Source organism: Rhodovulum sp., from assembly GCF_011048875.1.
GTDB lineage: Bacteria > Pseudomonadota > Alphaproteobacteria > Rhodobacterales > Rhodobacteraceae > Rhodovulum > Rhodovulum tesquicola.
In genome coordinates, this window is record NZ_DSDD01000484.1 from 1 (window position 1) to 4,216 (window position 4,216).

General features: G+C 69.2%; 6 protein-coding genes and 1 pseudogene. 2 read left to right on the forward strand and 5 right to left on the reverse strand.

What is annotated here, in order from left to right:
• The 5 genes and pseudogenes from ENN83_RS16320 to ENN83_RS16340 all read right to left on the reverse strand — a co-directional run.
• Positions 1–203: pseudogene (locus ENN83_RS16320) on the reverse strand (peptidase M23); the annotation flags it as partial.
• Complete coding sequence (gene gpmI / locus ENN83_RS16325) at positions 200–1,720, reverse strand: 2,3-bisphosphoglycerate-independent phosphoglycerate mutase (RefSeq protein WP_287188832.1); 1,521 nt, start codon at positions 1,718–1,720, stop codon at positions 200–202. The pseudogene ENN83_RS16320 and the gene gpmI, both read right to left, overlap by 4 nt.
• Positions 1,721–1,859: 139 nt before the next feature.
• Entirely contained in the window at positions 1,860–2,330 is a 471-nt protein-coding gene (gene rlmH, locus ENN83_RS16330; RefSeq protein WP_253089677.1) for a 23S rRNA (pseudouridine(1915)-N(3))-methyltransferase RlmH, read from the reverse strand.
• Positions 2,331–2,696 (reverse strand): ribosome silencing factor, encoded by a 366-nt coding sequence (rsfS, locus tag ENN83_RS16335; RefSeq protein ID WP_287188835.1) that lies wholly within the window; start codon positions 2,694–2,696, stop codon positions 2,331–2,333.
• A 157-nt stretch (positions 2,697–2,853) separates the two neighbouring features.
• Positions 2,854–3,432: an SOUL family heme-binding protein gene (locus ENN83_RS16340; RefSeq protein ID WP_287188837.1), complete on the reverse strand. Its 579-nt coding sequence runs from the start codon at positions 3,430–3,432 to the stop codon at positions 2,854–2,856.
• 29 nt (positions 3,433–3,461) lie between these two features.
• Between ENN83_RS16340 and ENN83_RS16345 the strand changes: the two genes are divergently transcribed.
• Both ENN83_RS16345 and ENN83_RS16350 read left to right on the forward strand, forming a co-directional pair.
• Positions 3,462–3,623, forward strand: coding sequence for a hypothetical protein (locus tag ENN83_RS16345; protein WP_287188838.1), 162 nt, complete (start codon positions 3,462–3,464; stop codon positions 3,621–3,623).
• 54 nt (positions 3,624–3,677) lie between these two features.
• On the forward strand, positions 3,678–4,216 hold a 539-nt coding region (locus ENN83_RS16350), incomplete at its 3' end, for an aconitase family protein (RefSeq protein ID WP_287188840.1).

Below are 4,216 nucleotides of genomic sequence, written 5' to 3' on the forward strand. Positions count from 1 at the left end.
GCAAGCCCGTCCTCATAGGCGCGAATCGTCTCGCTGAGTGCCGCGACCCGGTCGCGCGCGCCCTCGGCGTCCTGAAGCGACCGTGCCGCTGCGCGCAGCGCCTCGGCAGCGGCGCGCGCGGTTTCGGCGGGTTCGCTCTGGGCGTCGGCAGGCGCGGCGCCCGCCAGCGCAACGATCACAAGGAGGGCGCGCGCGCGTCTCACGTCTCGATCAGGCTGGAGCCGGTCATCTCGGGCGGTTTCGGCAGGCCCATCAGGTCCAGCACCGTGGGCGCCAGATCGGCCAGCCGCCCCTCGCGCAGACGCGCGCCTTCTGGGCCGCCCACAAGGATCACGGGCACCGGGTTCAGCGTATGCGCGGTATGCGGCCCGCCGGTCTCGGGGTCGCGCATCATCTCGCAATTGCCGTGATCGGCGGTGACGATCATCGCGCCGCCCGCCTGCTCCAGCGCCGCGATGGCCCGGCCAAGGCCGCGATCGACCGCCTCGCAGGCCCGGATCGCGGCGTCCAGATTGCCGGTATGTCCGACCATGTCGGGATTCGCGTAGTTCACCACGATCAGATCGTAGCCCTTGCCGATGGCCGCGACCAGCGCATCGGTGACGGCCTCGGCGCTCATCTCGGGTTGCAGATCATAGGTTGCCACCTGTGGCGAGGGCGGCATGAAGCGGTCCTCGCCCGGCTCGGGCACTTCCTTGCCGCCGTTCAGGAAGAAGGTGACATGGGGGTATTTCTCGGTTTCGGCCAGGCGGAACTGGCGCAGCCCGTGCCGCGCCACCCAGGCGCCCAGCGTGTTGACGATCTCGCGGGCGGGGAAGACCGTGGTCATCCAGTCGTTATGCGCGTCGGAATATTCCACCATGCCGAGGATCGCGGAAAGCCGCGGACGGCGCCCCGTCTCGAAGGCGTCGAAGCCCGGATCGGCAAAGGCGCGCAGGATCTCGCGGGCGCGGTCGGCACGGAAATTCAGGCAGAACAGCCCGTCGCCATCCGTGATTCCGGGCGCATCGGCGATCACGGTGGGTTCGATGAACTCGTCTGTCTCGCCCCGATCATAGGCAGCGGCGACCGCGGCTTCGGGCGTTTCCGCGGCCTCGCCCAGCCCGCTTGCCATGGCGTGATAGGCCAGTTGCACCCGGCCCCAGCGGTTGTCGCGGTCCATCGCGTAATAGCGGCCAATCACGCTGGCGACATGGGCGCCCTCGGGCAGGCCCGAAACCAGCTCGGCGATGAAGCGGTCGGCGGATTTCGGGGCCACGTCGCGCCCGTCGGTCAGCGCGTGGATCGCGACCGGAACGCCCGCCGCCGCGATCGCGCGCGCGGCGGCCAGGACGTGGCGGATATGGCCGTGCACGCCGCCATCCGACACAAGCCCGATCAGATGCGCGGTGCCGCCCGCCGCCTTGACCCGCGCGATGAAGTCGCGCAGCGCCGCATTCTCGAAAAAGCTGCCATCCTCGATGGCGAGGTCGATCTGGCCCAGATCCATCGCCACCACGCGCCCGGCGCCGATATTGGTATGCCCCACCTCGGAATTGCCCATCTGCCCCGACGGCAGCCCGGCATCGGGGCCGTGGGTGATCAGCCGCGCATGCGGGCAGGTCGCCATCAGCCGGTCGAAATTGGGCGTGGCGGCCCGTTCGGGGGCGTTGTCCTCGTGCGTGGGGCCGATGCCCCAGCCATCGAGGATGCACAGGATCACGGGTTTCGGCGCGGTCATGGGCAGGGGCCTTTCACGGTTCGGCCCCCTTCTAGGCGCGGAGGCGGGGAAGGACAACCGGAGCCGCGAGGGGTGCGGCCCTCTGTGCCGGCTCCATTCGTGGCGCGCTCCGCGGGGGATATTTCTGGCCAGAAGAAGCTCAGATCCGGTGATAGGGGGTGCCTGCGAGGATTTGGGCGGCGCGGTAGAGCTGTTCGGCCAGCATCGCGCGGGCCAGCATGTGCGGCCAGACCATCGGCCCGAAGGACAGCGCGGTGTCGGCCCGGGCGCGCAGGGCGGGGTCTAGCCCGTCGGCGCCGCCGATCAGGAAGGCGGCGGCGGAGCGGCCCGAATCGCGCCAGCGGGCGAGGAGCGCGGCGAAATCCGGCGAGGACAGCATCTGACCGCGTTCGTCGAGCGCGCAGAGCGCCGCGCCCTCGGGCAGCGCGCGCGCCAGAAGCGCTGCCTCGGCGGCGGGGCCGCCGCCCTTGCGGTCCTCGATTTCGGTGACGGTCAGCGGGCCGAGGCCCAGCGCGCGGCCGGTCCGGTCGAACCGGGCAGCGTAATCGTCGACCAGCGCGCGCTCGGGGCCGGAGCGCAGCCGGCCCACCGCGCAGAGATGGAGCCGCATTCAGGCCCGTGCGGCGGGCACGCCTGCGGGCAGCCACATCTTTTCGAGCTGGTAGAACTCGCGCACTTCGGGGCGGAAGACATGGACGATCACGTCGCCGGTGTCGATCAGGACCCAGTCGCCCTGGTCCTTGCCCTCGAGCTTGGAGTTGCGGCCCAGTTCCTGCTTCAGCCGGTCCTTGAGCTTTTCCGAGATCGCGGCGACCTGGCGGGTGGAGCGGCCCGAGCAGATCACCATGTAATCGGCGATGCTCGACTTGCCGCGCAGGTCGATCGTGATCACGTCTTCGGCCTTGTCGTCGGAAAGGGAGGCGAGGATATGGTCCAGCAGTTCTTCGCTCGACATAACAGCAACCCGGCCGGTCATGGCGGGATTCGGCGCGGCCGCCTCGCGGGCCGCTTCGAGATGGTGGGACAGGACATCGTTCTCCTACGCTGCGCGCCGTCCATGCCCCGGCGCCGGGCGTAGTGGCAGTCTAGCATCGGAAAGGTGAAATCTCAATGATTGCCGCATGTCGCAGGCCCTATCGGGCAAGCACCAGCCCGATTTCGTTGCGTCGGCTCCAGGGCGGCGTGAACGGGCCGTCGTAGAACATCAGCCGTGGCGCACCCACGGTCGCGAGTCCCCGTTCGACCGCATGGGCGCGCAAGGCCGCCTCGGCGGAGGAAAGCCGTGCCGGGGTCGGGCGGCCGGAAAACCGGGTGACGAGCATGCGCTCGGCGGGCAGCTGGCGCAGCGCCACATGGGCGCTGTCGGGGGCGGGCAGGCTGTCGATATTCGCGCCCTCGGGCATGAAGAAGCGCAGCGTCCGGCCCCGGTCGGTCCGGGTCTGGTCGACCGGAACGGTCATGGCGATCTTGCCCTGCGCGGCGTTCTCGCCGGTGATGTAGTCGAAGAGTTCGACGAAGCCGCGCCTTGTGGCGGCGGGGCGCTCGCCTTGAACGGTCACCTCGGCCACCGTGCGGGGCGGGTAGCTGCGGATCTCGATCCCATCCGCTTCCTGTTCGACGGTATGGGGCACCTCGGGCGTGCCGCGCCAGGTCTCGGCCTGCCCGGCAACCGGGGCCGCGGCGAAAGCGAGGGCAAAGAGCAGCGGGCGCATCGGCGGGTCTCCATCCTTGTCGTGCCAGGATGGGCGCGGCCGGGGTTCCGCGCAAGGCGGGCCTGCCCTTGATCGGCGGCGCGGAACGGCGTATCAGGTCGAGCATGAAACGCATCTTCGACATGGACGACCGCGCGCGCCTGCCCTGGCGGTTCTATGGCGCGGCCCATTCCGTGCTGGCCCGCCCCTGAGCCGGGCCGTCATCCCGTTTCGCCATTTCCGAACGAATAGCCGCGGAGAGTTCCATGACCGGCAAGACGCTTTACGACAAGATCTGGGATGCCCACCTGGTCGACCAGGCCGAGGACGGTACCTGCCTTCTCTATATCGACCGTCACCTCGTGCATGAGGTCACGAGCCCCCAGGCTTTCGAGGGGCTGCGCATGTCGGGCCGCAAGGTGCATGCGCCCGACAAGACCATCGCGGTGCCCGACCATAACGTGCCCACCACCCAGGGCCGCGAGAACACCGCCAACATGACCGAGGAATCCCGCATCCAGGTCGAGGCGCTGGATCGGAACGCGCGCGACTTCGGCATCCATTACTACCCCGTTTCGGATATCCGGCAGGGGATCGTGCACATCGTCGGCCCGGAACAGGGCTGGACGCTGCCCGGCATGACCGTGGTCTGCGGCGACAGCCATACCGCGACCCACGGCGCGTTCGGGGCGTTGGCGCACGGGATCGGCACGTCCGAGGTGGAACACGTTCTGGCCACCCAGACGCTGATCCAGAAGAAGTCGAAGAACATGAAGGTCGAGATCACCGGGCAGTTGCCGCCCTA